Annotated in this window: 1 protein-coding gene; it reads left to right on the forward strand. The window is 66.4% G+C overall.

The window, feature by feature from the left end; all coding sequences use genetic code 11:
- Nucleotides 1–583 (forward strand): DDE-type integrase/transposase/recombinase (locus tag K5E19_RS23500; protein ID WP_221553337.1); only part of this gene is annotated, 583 nt, incomplete at both ends.

The following is a 583-nucleotide window of genomic DNA, read 5'->3' on the forward strand; positions in this document are numbered from 1 at the left end:
CACCTGCCACCGGCTACAAGTGGCTCCAGCGCTGGGCTCAGGAAGGCCCGTCCGGCCTTCAGGACCGCCCGCGCATTCCGCACCATTCCCCGAACCGCTCGTCAGACGACATTACGGCCCTGCTGCGCATGGCCCATGACCGCCATGAACGCTGGGGAGCCCGCAAGATTAAGCGCTGGCTGGAAGACCAGGGGCACACCATGCCCGCCTTCAGCACCGTCCATAACCTGATGGCCCGCCATGGCCTGCTGCCGGGCGCTTCACCTGGCACTCCCGGCACGGGCCGGTTCGAACATGACGCGCCGAACCGCCTCTGGCAGATGGATTTTAAGGGCCATTTTCCCTTTGGCGGCGGCCGATGCCATCCGCTCACCCTGCTGGACGACCACTCCCGTTTTTCCCTGTGCCTGGCGCACTGTACCGATGAACGGCGCGAGACCGTGCAGCAGCAACTGGTCGGCGTGTTTGAGCGTTACGGCCTGCCGGACCGGATGACGATGGACAACGGCTCACCGTGGGGCGACACCACCGGCACCTGGACGGCGCTGGAGCTGTGGCTGATGCGCCTGGGTATCCGGGTGGG

The organism is Enterobacter sp. RIT637 (genome assembly GCF_019718755.1).
GTDB lineage: Bacteria > Pseudomonadota > Gammaproteobacteria > Enterobacterales > Enterobacteriaceae > Enterobacter.